This window comes from Bradyrhizobium betae, from assembly GCF_050632175.1.
Lineage (GTDB): Bacteria > Pseudomonadota > Alphaproteobacteria > Rhizobiales > Xanthobacteraceae > Bradyrhizobium > Bradyrhizobium betae_B.
Map to the genome: position 1 here is coordinate 2,501,962 of NZ_CP192576.1, position 16,067 is coordinate 2,518,028.

Below are 16,067 nucleotides of genomic sequence, written 5' to 3' on the forward strand. Positions count from 1 at the left end.
CATCAATAGCTACGGCTCAGAATTCCAGCGGCGCGTTGTCGACCACTTCTTTCATCACGAAAAAGGTGCGGGTCTGGCGCACGCCGGGCAGCGCGATCAGCTGCTCGCCGTGGATGCGGTTGAAATCCTCCATGTCGCCGACACGGATCTTGAGGAAATAGTCGAAATCGCCGGCGACGAGATGGCAGTCGAGCACGAATTTCAGCCGGGCGATCGCCTGCTCAAAGGTGGCAAAGCTCTCCGGGGTGGAGCGGTCGAGCACGACGCCCACCATCACCAGCGTGCCCTTGGCCACCTTCTTCGGCGCCACCATCGCCCGGACGGCGGCGATGAAGCCGTCCTCGAACAGGCGCTGGGTGCGGCGATGGCAGGTAGCGGGGCTGATGGCGACGGTTTCGGCCAGCTCGGCGTTGCTGAGCCGGCCGTTATTTTGCAGCAATCTCAATATCTTGAGGTCGATACGGTCGAGCCGGGTCGACATGAATGAATCTTCCTAAAATCAGCAGTTTCCCGGAAGAAACATTATCATATGGCTCATTTCCCGCAAGATGACGTGCAATATCGGCGCAATATTCGAGAGCACCTCCTGCGAGAGCAATGCTAGCCAAGTCCCAGAATGCAACGCCAATCGGGGTGCCCCATGATACTGGACAAATTCGCGCGCTATCCGCTGACCTTCGGCCCGACGCCCATCGAGAAGCTGGAGCGGCTGTCGAAGCATCTCGGCGGCAATGTCGAGATCTATGCCAAGCGCGAGGACTGCAATTCCGGCCTCGCCTATGGCGGCAACAAGCTGCGCAAGCTCGAATACATCATTCCCGACGCGATCGCCTCCAACGCCGACACGCTGGTGTCGATCGGCGGCGTGCAGTCCAACCACACCCGCATGATCGCTGCCGTTGCCGCCAAGATCGGCATGAAGTGCCGCCTGGTGCAGGAAGCCTGGGTGCCGCACGAGGACGCCGTCTATGACCGCGTCGGCAACATCATGCTCTCGCGCATCATGGGCGCCGACGTGCGCCTGGTCGACGACGGCTTCGACATCGGCATCCGCAAGAGCTGGGAGCAGGCGGTCGAAGACGTGAAGGCGGAGGGCGGCAAGCCTTACGCTATTCCCGCCGGCGCCTCCGTGCACAAATATGGCGGGCTCGGCTATGTCGGCTTCGCCGAGGAAGTGCGCAAGCAGGAAGCCGAGCTCGGCTTCAAATTCGACTACATCATCGTCTGCACCGTCACCGGCTCGACCCATGCCGGCATGCTGGTCGGCTTTGCGGCCGACGGCCGCGCGCGAAAGGTGATTGGCATCGATGCCTCGTTCACGCCGGCGCAGACGAAAGCGCAGGTACTCTCGATTGCGCAGAACACGGCAAAGCTGGTCGAGCTCGGCCAGGACATCGTTGCAGACGACGTCGTGCTGATCGAGGATTACGCCTATCCCGCCTATGGCGTACCGTCGGAGGAGACCAAGGAGGCGATCCGCCTCACTGCACGGCTGGAGGCGATGATCACGGACCCCGTCTATGAAGGCAAATCGATGCAGGGGCTGATCGACCTGACCCAGAAGGGCCATTTCGAGAAGGGCGCAAAGATTCTCTACGCGCATCTCGGCGGTGCGCCGGCGCTGAACGGCTACGGTTATGCGTTCCGGAATGGCTGAGAGCTGAGCGCGCGCCTCACACACCGGTGTCGTCCCGGGGCGCGACGAAGTCGCGAGCCCGGGATCCATAACCACAGGATCGCATTTGGCGAAGACTCGTGGTGTCCAGCTTCCGTAACCACACCGGCGTGTGGCTATGGATCCCGGATCTGCGCTCCGCTTGTCCGGGATGACGGCGTGGAGAAATCGGCGCGCCGCTACCGCGTCCTGACGATCTGCAGCAGTTCGTCGCCGTAATGCTCGAGCTTCTTGTCGCCAATGCCCGGCACGTTGCGCAACTCATCCAGCGTCGTCGGCCAGGCCCGGACGATGCCGTCGATGGTGGCATCGTGCAACACCACATAGGCCGGAACGCCGCGTTCGCGCGCGATGTCCGAGCGCCAGGACCGCAGCCGCGCACGCAGCTCGGGATCGACGTCGCCCTGCGGCGCGTTGGCGGCGGGCGCGAGATCGCCGCGGCGGGATTTGGCGCGGCTTGAACGAACGCGGGTGCCAGGGGCTTCCTCGCGCAGCCAGACCTCTGTCTCGCCGCGCAGCACCCCGCGCGCGGAATCCGTCAGCTTCAGCGCACCGAACGCTTCGCTGTCGCTCTGCAGATGGCCCATCGCCACCAATTGCCGCAATACCGTGCGCCACTGCTTCTCATTGAGCTCGCGGCCGATGCCGAACACCGACAGCTTGTCGTGGCCGAACTGCGTGACCTTCTCGGTCAGGCGTCCGATCAGCACGTCGATCAGGTGCATCGCACCGAACCGCTGCCCGGTGCGATAGGCGCAGGAGAGCAGCTTTTGCGCGAGCACCTTGCCGTCGCGCATCTGCGGCGGCGTCAGGCAATTGTCGCAATTGCCGCAGTTTGCGCCCTCGAGGGGCTCGCCGAAATAGCCGAGCAGCCGCTTGCGCCGGCACTGCGCGGTTTCGGCGAGCCCGACCAGCGCATCGAGCTTGCCGATCGAGACGCGTTTGAATTCGTCGGACGCAGTGGATTCGTCGATCATGCGGCGCTGCTGCACGATGTCGGAGAGACCGTAGGCCATCCACGCCGCGGAGGGCTTGCCGTCGCGGCCGGCGCGCCCCGTCTCCTGGTAATAGGCCTCGATGCTCTTGGGCAGGTCGAGATGCGCGACAAAGCGCACGTCGGGCTTGTCGATGCCCATGCCGAAGGCGATGGTGGCGACGATGACGATGCCGTCCTCGTTGAGGAAGCGGTCCTGGTTGCGCGAGCGCACGCTGCTGTCGAGCCCGGCGTGGTAGGGCAGCGCCGCGATGCCGGCATCCGCGAGTGCGGCAGCGACTTCCTCGACGCGATTGCGCGACAGGCAATAGACCACGCCGGCATCGCCCGCATGCCGTTCCCGGATGAACTCCTTGAGCTGCGACACCGCGTTGCGCTTGTCGACGATCTCGTAACGGATGTTGGGCCGGTCGAAGCTGGAGACGAATTGCGGGGAGCCGCCAAGCTGAAGCCGCTCGACGATCTCCTTACGCGTCAAATCATCAGCGGTCGCGGTCAGCGCGATGCGCGGGACATTTGGAAAGCGCTCGGCGATGACGGAGAGGCCGACATATTCGGGCCGGAAGTCGTGGCCCCATTGCGAGACGCAATGCGCCTCGTCGATCGCGAACAGCGCCACCTTGGCCTGCGCCAGCATCGACAGGCAGCGCGGCGTCACCAGCCGTTCCGGCGCGACATAAAGCAGGTCGAGATCGCCAGCGATCAGGCGCCGCTCGATGTCGGAGGCTTCCTGCAGCGTCAGCGACGAGTTCAGCGCCGCGGCATTGACGCCGGCCTCGAGCAGGCCCGCGACCTGGTCGCGCATCAGCGCGATCAACGGCGACACCACGATGCCGCAGCCTTCGCGCAGCAGTGAGGGAAGTTGGTAGCACAGCGACTTGCCGCCGCCGGTCGGCATCAGGACCAGGCAATTGCCGCCATTCGTGACATGCCGGATGATCTCGCCCTGCGCACCGCGGAACCCCGGCAGGCCGAACACCGAATGCAGCACCGACAACGCATCGCGGCCGTTGGACGGCGCAGGAAGCGGAGCGGTGGACGGAGGGGACATGGGGTGGCGGACCGGGCCAGGAGATTCGTCACAAGGCCAGTCGCATGACCGCGCCGGCATGGCAAGACCATCTTCTCCCTCTCCCCGCTTGCGAGGAGAGTTCAGAAAGCTACGCCCCGATTCGCCGCAGCGCTTCGGCAACCGTCACGATCGGCATGCCACGTCGCTGAGCCGCTTCCAGCGCGTGACGCATCAGGGCCGGCGTGCAGCCATAGGGGCTCGGCGCATCGACGACGTCATGGCTGTAGAAAATCAGCCATCCGCCGCTCGCGACGGCCTCGTCGAAATGCCTGTCAACGCCGGCGGCATCGATCTCGAAATTGACCAAAGGCGCGGCCCGCAGGAACTGGAGGTCGATCACGTCGCGATTGACGCCGGGAAGGATGCCGCGGGCCGACCGGAAGGTTTTGGCAAGCTGCGGCTTGCGCCAGACCGAAGCGAGGCCATACGGATAGGCGAAATTCTCCAGCTTGATCGAGGAATCGATGTCGCGAAAATGATTGCGATTGCGCTCGATCTCGAGGGCCATCGTGGCCTCGTCGAGATCGACCGCGCTCTGATGCGAGAAAGTGTGGCAGGCGATCTCGTGTCCGGCACGGTGGAGCCGGACGACGGCGTCGTTCGAGAGGCCGTGCCAGTGGTCCGAAGGCTGGTCGATCAGGCTGCCGGCAATATAATACGTGCCACGGCCGCCATGCGTTTCGAGGAGCAAGGCTCCCTCGCCCGCGGCGCTATCAGGGGCGTCGTCGAAGGTGAAACTCACCATCGGCGCATGCGCAGGCAGCCGGTGCGGCGCGGCCCTGAAATGCCGGGCCAGCCGATTGCTCACGCGTCCCTGAAGTGCCGACCACACGACCGCTTTTCCTGTGATTCCGTATTTCTGTACTGAAACATTCGCGCGCCGGTTGAGGCAAGCTTAACGCTTGGGTAATCCTAACACGGAACCAACGTCGCCACGGCTAGCGCGCAAGCACCGACGCATCGGCCTCCGAGCCGAGAAATTGCAGCCAGTTGCGAAATAGCGCCGCCGCCGCGCTGCCGGCCGCGATATCGGCGCGCAAATTCAGCGCAGGGAGGTCGTTGGTGAGCGCCGGATGGCGCTGGTGCCTCGCCTGCTTCTCGAATCGGACCAGCTTCTCTTCCGTCGCTGCGTCAAAATAGCTCACGGGAAGGTGCGGATAATCGTCGCGCTCGCGCGCGAGATAGCGGCCGACGTCGCGCAGATATTCACGCTGGAGCGACAGCGCGTCATATTCCGGGTGCCCCTGGAAGAACACGAAGCGGCTGGCATATTGCCGGACGAAGATATCGACGCCGGCCTTTGCCGAACGCGTCAGCACCTGGTAGCCGGCCGCGTCGAGGTCGCTCTCGGCGATCTCGTTCAGGCGCGAATGCGAGACCTTGAGCGGGGCGGGCGCGGCGCGCGTCAGCGGATCGTTCGTGACCGTATCGCAATCGAAAATGCCGTGGCATTTGGCGGGCAGCCGCCGCCGTTCGATCCGGTCGAGATGCAGCACCGCCGCATGGGCGGCAAGGCACGACCAGATCGTCGAACGAGTGTTGACCTTTGCCCAGTCGATCAGCTCGGTCAGATCGCGCCAATACGGCTCCTGGTCGAGTTCGGGCGCGACCGGCTCGGCGCCGGTGACGATGAGCCCGTCGAACTTGTGGCGCCTGAGTTCAGTGAGCTCCGAATATTCGCTCTCGACATGCCACCTGGCTTCGGGCGAGCGCTTCACCGACGGCAGCGAGAAGCAGTGGAAGCGGATGCGGTGCGGGCCTGCGGCGGCCTGGAGCAGCTTCATGAACTGCCGCTCGGTCGCCTTCAATGCCGGATCCGGCATGTTGTTGATCAGGCCGATGTTGAGATCCGCGCCGCCATGATCGCGCGCGAGATCGCCCTCGGCCGGCACCAGCGCCGGGCTCGAAATACCTTGATCCCTGTCGATCAAGATCGTCATCGCAACAGCCGCCTACTCCGCAGCCTGGAGGCGCGCCGACGGACAGGCCTTTTCCAGTGCCTGGTCGATGTCTGCGATGATATCCGCGGAATGCTCGATGCCGATCGAGAGGCGAATCGTCTCGGGCAGGACACCGGCAGCGCGTTGCTGCTCCGCCGACATCTGCCTATGCGTGGTCGAGGCCGGATGGCAGGCCAGCGACTTGGCATCGCCGATGTTGACGAGGCGCGTGATCAGCTTGAGCGCATCGTAGAAGGTCTTGCCGGCTTCCATGCCGCCCTTGATGCCGAAGGTGAACAGCGAGGACGCGTTGCCGTCGAGATATTTCTGGACCAGCGGATAATACGGGCTGTCCGGGAATCCGGTGTAGTTGACCCAGGCGACGCGCGGATCCTTGCGCAGAAATTCTGCGACCTTGCGGGCGTTCTCGCAGTGGCGCTCCATCCGCAGCGCCACCGTCTCGATGCCCTGCAGCAGCAGGAAGGCGTTGAACGGCGACAGCACCGATCCCATGGTGCGCTGATAGATACTGCGCGCGCGCTCGATATAGGCCGTCTTGCCGAAACGCTCGGCATAGACAAGACCGTGATAGGAGGCGTCCGGCTTGTTGTAGCCCGGGAAGCGATCCGCGTATTTCGCCCACGGAAAGTTTCCGGAATCGACGATGGCGCCGCCGAGCGTGGTGCCGTGGCCGCCGAGGAACTTGGTCAGCGAATGCACGGCGATGTCAGCGCCGTAGTCGAACGGCTTGAGCAGGATCGGCGTTGCGACCGTGTTGTCGACGATCAGCGGCACTCCGTGCTTATGGGCGATCTTCGCCAGCGCCTCGATGTCGCAGACATTGCCGGCGGGATTTCCGATGGTCTCGGCGAACACGGCGCGGGTGTCCTCGTCGATCAGCGTCTCGATCGCTTCGGGCCGGTCGCTCTCGGCGAAACGGCCGTGGATGCCCTGTCGCGGCAGGATGTGCGAGAGCAATGTGTGCGTGGTGCCGTAGAGCTGCGGCACGGAAACGATGTTGCCGCCGTGATCGGCGACGTTGACGAAGGAGAAATGCAGCGCCGCCTGCCCGGTCGCAACCGCGAGCGCGCCGACGCCGCCTTCGAGCTGGGCGATGCGTTTCTCCAGCACCGCGCTGGTCGGATTGGCGATGCGGCTGTAACGGTAACCTTCGGCCTCGAGATTGAAGAGCGCAGCGCCGTGATCGGCGCTGTCGAAGGCGTAGGCCGCTGTCTGGTAGATCGGTACGGCAACCGCGTGCGTGGTGGCCTCGGGCTCGTAGCCGGCGTGAATAGCGATCGTCTCGTTGCGCATCGTGCCACCTCCGCGTGGAGCGGGCCGCACTTATTGGCCTGTATGAGGCATGTGCGTTGTCCGCCGTCCCTCTGTTAGAGGCGGGTGGTAAAGCGGACAATAATTCGCTTAGAGATCGAGGAAGTAACCCTAATGCTTGTTGATGAATTGGCTAAAATTTGAGTCAATTTGGAGAAGGCGGTCACAGCCTCGCATTTGGCGACCAAATCCAGCCAGGAGGGCCTCGCGCAAACGCGCGAAGCCCTCGAACGCTGGATCAGTCCATCGTCTCCCAGAGCCGATGGCTGAGCACGCCGGCGCGCTTCTCGATCGCGGCCGCCGCATCGAGCGCAAGATCCTCGCGATAGCGCCCGGCGATGAGCTGCACGCCGATCGGCTTGCCATCATGCAAGGCCACCGGCACCACCGCGCCGGGCAGGCCCAGCACGTTGATCGCGGAGATGAAGCGGATCTCGCCCCAGAAAATCTCCTGCACGCGCTCGGCGCTGACGGTGTCGTCGCGCGGCCCCGGCGTCGGCTTCACCGTGGTCGGCGCCAGCACCACCGGATAGTCCTCGAAGAACAGCTGCCAGGCGCGGATATGGCCGCTGCGCGCCGCGGTGGCCCGCATCCAGGCCGGCAGGTCGAGCACATCGGCCTTGCTCTTCATGCCGCTCCACGCCTTGTGGAAGTCTTCTGAGGTGACCTTCAGCATGCCGGCTTCCTGCATCACCACCGTCTCGTTGGTGATGATGTCGCACCAGGTCTGCCAGACGCCGTTGATATCGGGCACGTCGACCTCGCTGACGCGATAACCGGACCGCTCCAGATGATCGGCAGCCTGGCGCAGCGCCGCGCGCACCGACGGATCAACGTCCATGTCCTCGGGGATCTTGGCCAGCGCGACCTTGATCGGTCCCTTCGGCTTCGGTCCGACCAGCGGCGCCGGCACCCACCATGGATCGCGCGGATCGCGCTGGCTCATCGCCTCCAGCGCGAGGCGGACGTCGGCAACGTGACGGGCGAGCGGCCCCTGCGCCGACATCAAATGCGCCAGCATCGGCCGCTCGGCCGTTGCGCTGGCGTTGAAGGCGGGAATGCGGCCCTGCGTCGGCTTGATGGTGGCAACGCCATTGCAATGCGCCGGCCAGCGCAACGAGCCGCCGATGTCGTTGCCATGCGCGATGGTGCCGATGCCGGCGGCGACCGCCGAACCCGCGCCGCCGGATGAGCCGCCGCAGGTGATGTTCGGATCCCAGGGATTGAGCGTCAGCCCGTGCAGGGGATTGTCGGTGAAGCCGCGGAAGGAGAATTCCGGCGTGTTGGTGAGGCCGATGACGATCGCCCCGGCCTTCTTCAGGTTACGAACGACGGGCGAATCCGAGGGGGCAATGAAATCCTTGTTGGCGGGTACGCCGTTGAAATTCGGCCGTCCCTCGTAATCTACGTTCTCCTTGATGGTGATGGGCACGCCGTGCAGCAAGCCGAGTTCGCCGCCCTTGGCGCGCTGCTTGTCGGCCGCATGCGCTGCGGCCAGAGCCTCCTCCGAGAGATCGACGACGACCGCGTTCAGCTTCGGATTGACGGTGCGCATCCGCTCGAGATGCGCTTCGACGGTTTCGACCGCGGAGATTGCGCCGGAGCGGATCGCCGCCGCGGTCTCCACCGCCGACCATTGCCAGGCCGGACCCTTCGGGCGGCGTGCCGCGGCCGGCTTTCGCGCTGCGGCCTTCTTCACCGCGGGCTTGCCCGTCTTCCGGGCCGCTTTCGCAACAGCCCCCTTGCGGGCCGTGCTCGTCTTCCGCGAGGTCTTCACTGCTTTCTTCGAAGCAGTTTTCTTCTTGGTCGCCGTCTTCTTCGCCACGTCGCATCTCCTGAAATTGCGCGGCGGAGGTTATGAAGGTCACGCGACCGTGTACAGGTGCGTTTCTGCATGGCGCGTTGGCGGCAGCCGCCAATGCGACGAATTGTCGGGCAGCCGGTGCCCCGGCGAAATTCGCGGCCGGCTATTCCGCCGGGCACGCAGCGACGGCGGCCTGCCTCCGGTCGAGTTGAAGGCTCCACAGCGCGAGCGCGAGGCCGATGGCTGTGATGCCGGCCGCAACCAGAGGCAGCGTGGCGAGGCCGAACCCACGATCGATGGCGACGCCGCCGGCCCAGGCACCGAGCGCGTTGCCGAGATTGAACGCGGCAATGTTGAGGCTGGAGGCCAGCGTGCGGCCGCTGGGGCCTGCGGCTTCGAGCACGCGAAGCTGGAGCGGCGCGACCGTCGCGAAGGCCGCAATGCCGAGCAGCAGGATCAGCGCGACGGCTGCGATCTTGACCGACAGCACGGCGGCAAGACCAAGCAGCACGATGGCGAGCGCCGCGAGCGTGCCGATCAGGGCGCGTGCAAGGCCGCGATCGGCAAGCTTGCCGCCGGCCAAATTGCCGATCGCAAGACCTGCGCCGAACACCAGCAGGATCGGCGACACCGCAGCTTCCGAGAAACCGGTGAAGCGGGTCAGGATCGGCTGGATGTAGGTGAAGACGACGAACAGGCCGGCGAAGCCGAACACGGTCATGGCGAGGCCAAGCAGGACTTGCGGGCGGGCGAGCACGGCCACTTCTTCGGCGAGCGAGATCGGCTTGTCACCGTTGCCGACATGGCCGGGCACGAACGCGGCCACCACGGCAAAGGCGACCACGCCGATCAGCGTCACCGCCCAGAAAGCCGCGCGCCAGCCGAGCATCAGGCCGAACCATGCGCCGAAGGGTACGCCGAGGAGGGTTGCGACCGTCAGGCCGATGAACATGGTGGCAATGGCGGAGGCCCGCTTGTCCTCCGCGACGAGGCTGGTGGCCACCACCGAGCCGACGCCAAAGAAGGTGCCGTGAGCGAGCGAGGTCAGCACCCGCGCGGCCATCAGCAATTCGTAGTTCGGCGCCAGCGCGCAGGCGGCATTGCCCAGCGTGAAGATCGCCATCAGCGCCAGCAGCACGGTCTTCCGCGGCATCCGCCGCGTCGCCAGGGTCAGCACGGGAGCGCCGACAAACACGCCGAGCGCATAGCCGGAGATGAGCAGGCCCGCGACCGGGACGGAGACGTGCATGTCGGCGGCGACCTGGAGCAGCAGGCCCATGATGATGAACTCGGTGGTGCCGATGCCGAAGGCACCGGCGGTGAGGGCGAGGACGGCGGGAGGCATGCGTGGCTCCAAGGGATGAGACGAGCCACGCAGATAGCCGCGCCGCAGCAAAGCCACTAGAATGTCCGCAATCCAATCATTTGTGACGTGAATTCAACATGGCCCGTCTCGACACCAACCGCTCCGCCGAGATGGACGTCTTCGTCCGCGTCGTCGATCTCGGCGGATTCACCCCGGCCGCGCGAAAACTGCGCCTGACGCCGTCGGGCGTCAGCAAGCTGATCTCGCGGCTGGAGGCGCGGCTCGGCACGCGGCTGATCAATCGCACCACGCGTAAGCTCACGCTGACGGAGGAAGGCCAGGCCTTCTATCGGCGCGCGGTGCGCATCCTCGCCGAGATGGAGGAAGCGGAGCGCGAAGCCGCTTCAGGCGCCGCGCCGCGTGGCCGCCTCACCGTGAACAGCAACATCCCCTTCGGCATGCTGCATGTGATGCCGCTGATCCCGCGCTTCCTCGAACAGCATCCCGACGTCACGCTCGATCTCGTCCTGACCGACACGCTCATCGACCTGATGCAGGAGCGCGCCGATGTCGCCATCCGCGTCGGACCATTGCGCGCCTCACGACTCGTGGCGCGAAAGCTCGGCAGTAGCCGCATGGTCGTGGTCGGCGCACCGGCTTATCTGGCGCGCTGGGGCACGCCAAAGACACCGGCGGATCTCGCCGATCACCGCGGCATCGGCTGGACCTTTCCGCGCAGCATCCGCGGCTGGCCGTTCAAGCCCGGCGACCATTCCGAGGAAGCCGTGCCGTTGCCGGCCGCACGCGTGAGCGACGGCGAAGCGGCTCGCCGCCTCTGCCTCGGCGGCGTCGGTCTTGCCCGCCTCGCCCTCTTCCACATCGGCCCCGACATCGAAGCCGGCCGCCTCGTGCCTGTGCTGCAAAACTACAATCCCGGCGACCGCGAAGACATCCACGCCGTCTATGTCGGCCACACCGCACCGCTGCCCGCGCGCGTCCGCGCGTTCATCGATTTTCTGGCGGAGCAGGTGCAGGTGAGCGATCCGGCGCTGAAGCGTGCGGGGGATGGGAGGTGGAGGTTGGTGAAGTGAGGCGGCGCGCTGCGCGTCATCCGCCGTCCCTGTCGTTTCCGTCCGCGTTCGTAACGCCAGGTGGCTTCCGCTGTCCGGCCCAGGTGAGTAGCGCGTCGAGCGCCGGGCACAGCGCCTGCCCCCAATCCGTCAGCGCGTATTCAACCTTTGGGGGCACCTGATGGTGGACGATCCGGCGCACGATGCCGCCCTGCTCCATCTGCCGCAATTGTTGGATCAGCATCTTCTGGGACACCGCCGGGATGGCGCGTTCGAGATCCGAGAAGCGCAGCACCCTGCCACCGAAAAGGTGGAATAGAATGGTCAGCTTCCATCGCCCTTCGAGCAGCTTCAATGCCTGTTCAACGCCTTCAGCCGCTGTTTCGCGGGTGTAGCCGGAAGACTGCTTACCTTCGGGTGAGTACCTTACTTTTTCGTCCGTTCTTGCCATTTGGCAAGTTTAGGACGAGCTCTCATGCCGTGCAACGCCGTCACAGGGATGGCCCACGCGCCATGAGGAAAGTTTCCATGTCCGTCACCTTGCCACAGCCTATTGCCGCCTATTTTGCCGCCGACCGCACGGAGCGCGCCAGCATTGCGGATTGCTTCACCGAGGGCGCCGTCGTGAAAGATGAGGGAAAGACCCACACCGGCCGCGAGGCGATCCGTCGCTGGAAGGCGGAAGCGTCCACCAAATACACCTATGTCAGCGAGCCCTTTACCGTCGTGGAGGACACGGAGAGGACGATCGTGACGAGCCGCGTCACAGGTAACTTCCCCGGCAGTCCGGTCGACCTGCGCTACAGCTTCATTCTTGAAGGCGACAAGATCGCCCATCTGGAGATCGTGGCATGAATTTCGACCTCGATCTGCGCGGCCGTCGTGTTCTCGTCACGGGCGGCACGAAAGGCGTCGGCGCTGCGGTTGTCGAAATCCTGCACCAGGCCGGCGCGCTCGTCGTGACGACGGCGCGCTCGGTCCCGGTGACGTCTGCGCCCGGCGTCAGCTACATTGCCGCAGATCTGACCACAGGCGAAGGCTGTGCGAATGTCGCCAAAGGCGTTCTCGATCTGCTCGGCGGCATCGATATCGTCGTCAATGTCGTCGGCGGTTCGAGCACGCCGACAGGTGGTTTTGCCGTCATTGACGACGATGCATGGGAGCGTGAGATGAATCTCAACCTCATGCCGGCGGTTCGGCTCGATCGCGCGCTGCTGCCAACAATGATCGCGCAGGGCTCCGGCGTCATCATCCATGTGACATCGATCCAACATCAGCTGCCGCTTCCACAATCGACGACCGCGTATGCGGCCGCGAAGGCGGCACTCTCCACCTACAGCAAGAGCCTCTCGAAGGAGGTGACTCCAAAGGAGTCCGCGTCGTTCGCGTTTCGCCAGGCTGGGTCGAGACCGAAGCTGCCGTCCATTTCGTCAAGCGTCTCGCCGCGGAGGCGGGCACGGACTACGAAAGCAGCAAAGCGATGGTCATGCAGGGGCTCGGCGGCATCCCGCTCGGTCGGCCGGCGAGCCCGCGCGAGGTTGCCAACCTCATCGCGTTCCTCGTTTCGCCACGCGCCAGTGCGATCACAGGCACCGAATATGTCATTGATGGCGGAACGGTGCCGACGGCCTGAAAGATCGAAGCTGAACAGAAGCATGATGGCGGAGAGAGTGGGATTCGAACCCACGGTACGGTTTCCCGCACACACGCTTTCCAAGCGTGCGCCTTAAGCCACTCGGCCATCTCTCCGGAGCGCCCTCTCTTGAAGGGGCGCCGGTGATTTTGCAAGGGATCGCAGGGAAATCGGGTGAATTTTCCGTAAGATCTTGTATTTTAAGGAGAATATATGACGCAAGTCGGGACGCTGGAACCGATCTTTGGCTGAACCCGAGGCGGGTATGGCGCGACGATTCACTGAAGGCCATCAACCACGACCGGGGACGCCGTGACCATCTGCAAGACAATCGCTGCTCTGGGCTTGATTTCGGCTCTTTGCTCCGCCGTCGCCGGGGCCGCGCTGGCGCAGGTCTGCACCCGGCAGGGCGTCGACGTCAGTTGCGACGACGGCAGGCGCGGGATGCTTTCGGGCGATGCCATTCTCTGGCCCGACGGAACGCGATCGAGTTCGACACCGCATCAGAGTGTGATCATCGGCAACAAGAGCTCGGTGCATGTCGGGTCCGGCGTGTTGGTCGGCCAGGGCAAGGGCATGGTGCCACTGGATGATCCGAACGCACCGAACAAGCGGCAATGCGCGATCCTGGACGGCGTGTCTTATTGCTATTGAGGATCTCGTTCTCGCTCTCCCCGTAAGAACGGGGCAAGAGAGAAAGGACCTAAATCAGCCTTACACCCGAAATCGCCGACTTCAGCCAGCGCAGTGCTTGCGGCGGCTGGCCGGCCAGCGGAGCTGCTGCGGCCTTCTCGGACCGGCACTTTTCCAGCTCCGCGATGAAATCCGCCGACCATTGCTGGATGGTGTGGCCGCGCAGCTTCTTCATCATCGCTTCCCAGCGCATCTTGCGCTCGGTCAGCGGCATCGCAGCGGCGACCGCGATCGCGCGGGCCATTCCGTCGATGTCGTGCGGATTGACCAGTAACGCAGCGTCAAGCTCGTTGGCGGCGCCCGCGAACTTCGACAGAACCAGCACACCGGGATCAGCCGGGTTCTGCGCAGCGACATATTCCTTGGCCACCAGATTCATGCCGTCATGCAGCGGCGTCACCACGCCGACCTGCGCGGTGCGGTAAAGCCCCGCGAGCACGGCCTGGCTGAAACCCTTGTTGAGGTAGCGGATCGGCGTCCAGTCGACCTCGCCATGGCGGCCGTTCACGTCGCTGACGAGCCGGGCGACGTCGTTCTGCAGATTGCCATACGCCTCGATTGCGCCGCGCGACGGGTTGGCGATCTGGAGCAATGAGATGCTGCGTGCGAACTGCGGATGCTCGGTCCAGAGCCGGTCGAACGCACTGATACGGTTGACGAGGCCCTTTGAATAGTCGAGCCGGTCGACGCCGATCGCGAGCCGTTCGCCGTTCAGGCTGCGGCGCAACCGCGACACGTCCGGATGCGAGGCCGACTTCGCGGCATATTGCGCAAACTTCTCGGCATCGATGCCGATCGGGAAGACTTCGCAACGGGTGCGGCCGTTCTGCGAGATGACGACGCCATCCTCGACGGTGAGACCAAGTTCGCCGCCGGCATAGCCGAGAAAATTCTGGCAATCCTCGCCGGTCTGGAAACCAAGGAGATCATACGCCAGCATCGCCGTGACCAGCTCGCGATGATTGGGCACGCCCTGCATCACCGTAGCCACGGGCCAAGGCGTGTGCAGGAAGAAGCCGATCGGATCATCGACGCCGAGATTGCGCAACTCCGCGCCGAGCGCCAGGAAATGATAGTCCTGCACCCAGAACGCGGTCTGGTCTTTCCGGAAGCGCATCAAGGCGCGTGCCATGAACGCGTTGACCTCGCGATAGCTGACATAGTCGTCGCGCGAGACGCGTATCAGATCGCTGCGCGAGTGCAGCGCCGGCCACAGTGCCGAATTGGCGAAACCTTCATAATAGCCGCCGTAATGCGCCGCCGGCAGATCCAGCGTCGCGATCGCGCCCGAGCCGAGTGCTTCAATCTCGGCGAACGGCTCTTTCTGATGGCCGTCGCGCACGCGGCCGGAGGAACCCACCCAGATCGCACCTGAATTTTCCACGACGGGAAGCAAGGCCGCAGCCAAGCCGCCCGTCATCGGCTCGTTGGGTTTACCGCGCGCGACTCGATTCGAAACGACGATCAAGTTCACAGGTCGTCCCCTCCTGTTCATTCCACCCCATTTAACTGCCGTTCATCAATATGGTTCCTGTCATCATTTCTACCGATTGAAACTAAAATCAGGCACGCGCGTTGGAACCAGTTTTCCATTGAGGGAACCCGGCGATATTGCTCGACAAAGGCGGTTTTTCCGCCCCGAGATGTGCAGCTGGAATTGCGCGCCGGCAGGAACTTTCGCGAACGACAATATGGCTGCGGGGTGACGACGCCTCATTCCAACCTTGTGTCGTCGAGCAGCCGTGCCAGGAATGCGCGCACATCGCTAGGCGCATCGAAGTGGCCATTGACGCCGATGGCGCGGCGGCCGACCGAGAAGGAGAGGCCGTTCATGTCAGGCATGATCGCAAACACGGTTTCGTCGGTGACGTCGTCGCCGATGAAGATCGGGCGGCGTCCCCTGAACGGCTCATGCTTCATCAATTCGCGCACGCCGGTCGCCTTGGTGAAACCGGCATGCTTGATCTCGCAGACGAACTTGCCGGGCAGCACCTCGATCGGCGCATTGGGCAGATCGGCACGTATCAGCGAGACCGCTTCATAGATCGCCTTCTCCGCATGCGGCGCGAGGCGATAGTGCAGCGCCAGCGAATAGCCCTTGTCCTCGAGCAGGATCCCGGGGCTGAGCTTTGCGACCGCCGCGAGTCGTCGCTTCAACTCCTTGTCCATCGGCGGCGCGTTCACCTCGTCAACCTCGTTGCCCACCGACAGGCGCATCTCCGCGCCGTGACCTGCGACCGCGCGAAACACCTCGGGCGCGAAGATCAGGTCGATGTCGTTGAGCGAGCGGCCGCTGACCATCGCCAGCGCGCCGGACGTGCGTTCGGTCAGCCGGCTCAGCGTCTCTGACAGGCCCGGCGGCACCCACACCTCGCGCGGCGTCGGCATCAGGTCGAGCAGCGTGCCGTCGATGTCGAGTAGGATCGCGGTCTCGTGGAGATGCGGGACCAGCGCATGCGGCACCGGAACCGATTCCGGCCTCTCATTGTCATTGCGCCCGGCTTGTTGGTCGACCATCGGCATTTCCGCCAGTTCCGATTTCATGAGC

At 64.4% G+C, this 16,067-nt stretch carries 14 protein-coding genes, 1 tRNA gene and 1 pseudogene; 5 read left to right on the plus strand and 11 right to left on the minus strand.

Features of this window, described 5'->3' with window-relative positions:
• Positions 1–16: 16 nt before the first annotated feature.
• Positions 17–481 (minus strand): Lrp/AsnC family transcriptional regulator, encoded by a 465-nt coding sequence (locus ACQ86E_RS12160; protein WP_431205584.1) that lies wholly within the window; start codon positions 479–481, stop codon positions 17–19.
• A gap of 162 nt (positions 482–643) precedes the next feature.
• Between ACQ86E_RS12160 and ACQ86E_RS12165 the strand changes: the two genes are divergently transcribed.
• A complete protein-coding gene (locus tag ACQ86E_RS12165) occupies positions 644–1,657 on the plus strand; it encodes a 1-aminocyclopropane-1-carboxylate deaminase (RefSeq protein WP_431206456.1) in 1,014 nt (337 codons plus the stop codon).
• A gap of 197 nt (positions 1,658–1,854) precedes the next feature.
• Here the strand turns inward: ACQ86E_RS12165 and recQ are convergent, their stop codons facing one another.
• The 6 genes from recQ to ACQ86E_RS12195 all read right to left on the minus strand — a co-directional run bounded on the left by recQ (position 1,855) and on the right by ACQ86E_RS12195 (position 10,162).
• Positions 1,855–3,720 carry a DNA helicase RecQ gene (recQ, locus tag ACQ86E_RS12170; protein WP_431205585.1) on the minus strand — a complete coding sequence of 622 codons (1,866 nt, stop codon included), beginning with the start codon at positions 3,718–3,720 and terminating at the stop codon, positions 1,855–1,857.
• Between the two features lie 109 nt (positions 3,721–3,829).
• Complete coding sequence (locus ACQ86E_RS12175) at positions 3,830–4,573, minus strand: polysaccharide deacetylase family protein (RefSeq protein ID WP_431205586.1); 744 nt, start codon at positions 4,571–4,573, stop codon at positions 3,830–3,832.
• Between the two features lie 106 nt (positions 4,574–4,679).
• Positions 4,680–5,681 carry a homoserine O-succinyltransferase MetA gene (gene metA, locus ACQ86E_RS12180; RefSeq protein ID WP_431205587.1) on the minus strand — a complete coding sequence of 334 codons (1,002 nt, stop codon included), beginning with the start codon at positions 5,679–5,681 and terminating at the stop codon, positions 4,680–4,682.
• A gap of 12 nt (positions 5,682–5,693) precedes the next feature.
• Positions 5,694–6,995 carry an O-acetylhomoserine aminocarboxypropyltransferase/cysteine synthase family protein gene (locus ACQ86E_RS12185; RefSeq protein WP_431205588.1) on the minus strand — a complete coding sequence of 434 codons (1,302 nt, stop codon included), beginning with the start codon at positions 6,993–6,995 and terminating at the stop codon, positions 5,694–5,696.
• A gap of 256 nt (positions 6,996–7,251) precedes the next feature.
• On the minus strand, positions 7,252–8,838 hold the full coding sequence (locus tag ACQ86E_RS12190) for an amidase family protein (RefSeq protein ID WP_431205589.1): 1,587 nt from the start codon (positions 8,836–8,838) through the stop codon (positions 7,252–7,254).
• A 142-nt stretch (positions 8,839–8,980) separates the two neighbouring features.
• Complete coding sequence (locus ACQ86E_RS12195; RefSeq protein ID WP_431205590.1) at positions 8,981–10,162, minus strand: MFS transporter; 1,182 nt, start codon at positions 10,160–10,162, stop codon at positions 8,981–8,983.
• Positions 10,163–10,260: 98 nt separating this feature from the next.
• Between ACQ86E_RS12195 and ACQ86E_RS12200 the strand changes: the two genes are divergently transcribed.
• A complete protein-coding gene (locus ACQ86E_RS12200; RefSeq protein ID WP_431205591.1) occupies positions 10,261–11,214 on the plus strand; it encodes a LysR family transcriptional regulator in 954 nt (317 codons plus the stop codon).
• Positions 11,215–11,230: 16 nt separating this feature from the next.
• Here ACQ86E_RS12200 and ACQ86E_RS12205 read toward each other — a convergent pair whose 3' ends face one another.
• A complete protein-coding gene (locus ACQ86E_RS12205; protein WP_431205592.1) occupies positions 11,231–11,644 on the minus strand; it encodes a winged helix-turn-helix transcriptional regulator in 414 nt (137 codons plus the stop codon).
• A 77-nt stretch (positions 11,645–11,721) separates the two neighbouring features.
• Here ACQ86E_RS12205 and ACQ86E_RS12210 point away from each other — a divergent pair, with 77 nt between their 5' ends.
• Positions 11,722–12,048 (plus strand): nuclear transport factor 2 family protein, encoded by a 327-nt coding sequence (locus tag ACQ86E_RS12210; RefSeq protein WP_431205593.1) that lies wholly within the window; start codon positions 11,722–11,724, stop codon positions 12,046–12,048.
• A pseudogene (locus ACQ86E_RS12215) lies at positions 12,045–12,826 on the plus strand (SDR family oxidoreductase). The gene ACQ86E_RS12210 and the pseudogene ACQ86E_RS12215 overlap by 4 nt, the downstream one beginning before the upstream one ends.
• A gap of 26 nt (positions 12,827–12,852) precedes the next feature.
• Here ACQ86E_RS12215 and ACQ86E_RS12220 read toward each other — a convergent pair.
• A tRNA-Ser gene (locus ACQ86E_RS12220) sits at positions 12,853–12,942 on the minus strand.
• A gap of 196 nt (positions 12,943–13,138) precedes the next feature.
• Between ACQ86E_RS12220 and ACQ86E_RS12225 the strand changes: the two genes are divergently transcribed.
• Positions 13,139–13,480 carry a hypothetical protein gene (locus ACQ86E_RS12225; RefSeq protein WP_431205594.1) on the plus strand — a complete coding sequence of 114 codons (342 nt, stop codon included), beginning with the start codon at positions 13,139–13,141 and terminating at the stop codon, positions 13,478–13,480.
• Between the two features lie 49 nt (positions 13,481–13,529).
• Here the strand turns inward: ACQ86E_RS12225 and ACQ86E_RS12230 are convergent, their stop codons facing one another.
• Both ACQ86E_RS12230 and otsB read right to left on the minus strand, forming a co-directional pair.
• A complete protein-coding gene (locus tag ACQ86E_RS12230) occupies positions 13,530–14,993 on the minus strand; it encodes a trehalose-6-phosphate synthase (protein WP_431205595.1) in 1,464 nt (487 codons plus the stop codon).
• Positions 14,994–15,232: 239 nt separating this feature from the next.
• Positions 15,233–16,063: a trehalose-phosphatase gene (otsB, locus tag ACQ86E_RS12235; RefSeq protein ID WP_431205596.1), complete on the minus strand. Its 831-nt coding sequence runs from the start codon at positions 16,061–16,063 to the stop codon at positions 15,233–15,235.
• Positions 16,064–16,067 lie beyond the last annotated feature (4 nt).